We start from the raw sequence: 1,929 nt of genomic DNA, 5'->3' as shown, positions 1-1,929 counted from the left end.
AAAATCGTCAGCACGGCGAAGTAAGCCGCTCGTCCGCTCATCGTCTTTCCTGCACACTGTCTTTCCCGTTCACCGTCTTTCTTGTCCCACGTTTCTCCCGCAGCACGTTTCGATCACCCTATCGACCCATTGATTGATATTGATTCAACCTCTTTCATAAGACGATTATGGCACGCAATCGCACGAACAACGGAGAGTTCGATGGCTGAAGCGGCGGAGGACGACCTCACGTCCCTCCTCGACGAACTCCGGATCATGGCACAAGTGGGCCTCGAATACGCGGACGACCCGTACGACGAGGAGCGCTACGAGCGGATTTTGACCCTCGTAAGCGAGTGGTACGGTCGGTCGTACGACCTGCCGTCGGAGGAAGTCCGACAGCGGTTCGCCGAGGAGGTCGGCTACGTCACGCCGAAGGTGTGTGCGGAGGCCGTCATCTTCGATTCGGACGGACGGCTTCTCCTCCAAAAGCGAACGGACGACGGAACGTGGTGCTTTCCGTGCGGGTACACCGACCCCGACGAATCACCGGCGGAAACCGCCGTTCGGGAAACGCGAGAGGAGACGGGTCTCACGGTCGAAGTGGACGAACTAGCTGGAATTCACACGAGAAAACCCGGAGAGCACGGCCCGCACTGTCTGGTTCGTCACTCCTACATCTGTTCCGTCACGGGCGGCGAACTCCGGGTCTCCCACGAGGGCGAGGACGTACGGTACTGGCACATCAACGACGTCCCGGTTTGGCACAAGGACCACGAGCCATCGGCACGCGCGGCGGCCAGGAAGCGACGGAACTCGGAGTAATCGTCGAAGGAGGGAGTCGAGTCGCCCTATCCGTCGTCCACCAATCTCGCGAAGTTTTCGAGCACCCGTTCCCCGCTCGCGTCCGCAAACGACAACTCGTTCTCCTGCCAGCCGAAGTCCTCCGCGATTCGTGGGAGCAACTCGTCCGTGAACTCCGGGTGGAACTGCGTCGTCCACAGCGGTGCGTCCCGATGACGGCTGGCGAAATACTCGTTGTACGCCGTCGAGCCGATGACCTCCATTCCGGCACCCAGTTCGACCACGTGGTCGCCGTGTACCGCCGGAACGACCGACGAAACGCCCTCGAACAGCGGGTCGTCCGCCAACTCGGCCCGAACGAGTCGGTTCGTGAGGCCGCGATGTTCGACCGCCCCGCCGAGGGCGTCGTTCACCAACTGGTGGCCGAAGCAAATCCCGAGCGTCGGAATTTCCTGTTCGATCAGTTCGCGGACTAGTTCGGCCTCTTCCTCCATCCACGGGTACTCGTCGCGCTCGTACACCCCCGCCGTGCTCCCGGCGACGATGACGCCGTCGACGCCCGACAGGGACGGCCGCCCGCCCGCCGTCACGTAGTCGTACACCTCGTGATCCGGCAGTAACGACTCCATCGCGCGGACGAAGTAACGATAGTCCGGGTTCACCTCGTTCTCCAGTACGAGCAGCATGGGTGAGAATCGGATTGGGGCTGATAAAAAGCTACGCGAGTCCGTCGAACCTTACTCGTCGGCGAAGTCGAGAGAGACGCTGTTGATGCAGTAGCGTTTGCCGGTCGGTTCCGGGCCGTCGTCGAAGACGTGGCCGAGGTGGCCGCCGCAGTTCGCACAGACGACTTCGGTACGGACCATTCCCTGGCTGGTGTCCTGTCGCGTCTCGACGTTGTCCTTGGGTACGTCGTAGAAACTCGGCCAACCGCAGTGTGAGTCGTACTTCGTGTCCGAATCGAACAACTCCGCGCCGCACCCGGCACAGACGTAGGTACCGTCGTCCGTTCTATCGAGGTGTTCGCCGGTATGGGGGCGTTCGGTACCCTGCTCGCGGAGGACGCGGTACTCCTCGTCGGTCAGTCGTTCGCGCCACTCCTCGTCGCTCTCCGGTAGGTCGGTGAACGGTCGTTCGCTCATGGTA

Annotated in this window: 3 protein-coding genes; 1 reads left to right on the top strand and 2 read right to left on the bottom strand. The window is 61.8% G+C overall.

All coding sequences use genetic code 11. The annotated features are described in order from the left end of the window. Positions 1-201 precede the first annotated feature (201 nt). Entirely contained in the window at positions 202-804 is a 603-nt protein-coding gene (locus WBV42_RS03455) for an NUDIX hydrolase N-terminal domain-containing protein (protein WP_423984798.1), read from the top strand. Positions 805-830: 26 nt separating this feature from the next. On the opposite strand, the gene WBV42_RS03450 is transcribed toward WBV42_RS03455, so the two are convergent. Continuing rightward, positions 831-1,469 (bottom strand): type 1 glutamine amidotransferase, encoded by a 639-nt coding sequence (locus WBV42_RS03450; protein ID WP_423984797.1) that lies wholly within the window; start codon positions 1,467-1,469, stop codon positions 831-833. A 51-nt stretch (positions 1,470-1,520) separates the two neighbouring features. Continuing rightward, positions 1,521-1,925 carry a peptide-methionine (R)-S-oxide reductase MsrB gene (gene msrB, locus WBV42_RS03445; RefSeq protein ID WP_423984799.1) on the bottom strand — a complete coding sequence of 135 codons (405 nt, stop codon included), beginning with the start codon at positions 1,923-1,925 and terminating at the stop codon, positions 1,521-1,523. Between the last annotated feature and the right edge of the window lie 4 nt (positions 1,926-1,929).

The sequence above is a fragment of the Haladaptatus sp. genome, assembly GCF_049589095.1.
GTDB lineage: Archaea > Halobacteriota > Halobacteria > Halobacteriales > Haladaptataceae > Haladaptatus.
The sequence above is the reverse complement of the archived record's forward strand: the minus strand, read 5'-3'. Positions and strand labels throughout refer to the sequence as shown.

Bases quoted from the DNA above. Each gene is read 5' to 3' on its own strand.
- WBV42_RS03450 (WP_423984797.1), bottom strand. From the start codon at position 1,469: ATGCTGCTCGTACTGGAGAACGAGGTGAACCCGGACTATCGTTACTTC.
- WBV42_RS03455 (WP_423984798.1), top strand. From the start codon at position 202: ATGGCTGAAGCGGCGGAGGACGACCTCACGTCCCTCCTCGACGAACTC.
- msrB (WP_423984799.1), bottom strand. From the start codon at position 1,925: ATGAGCGAACGACCGTTCACCGACCTACCGGAGAGCGACGAGGAGTGG.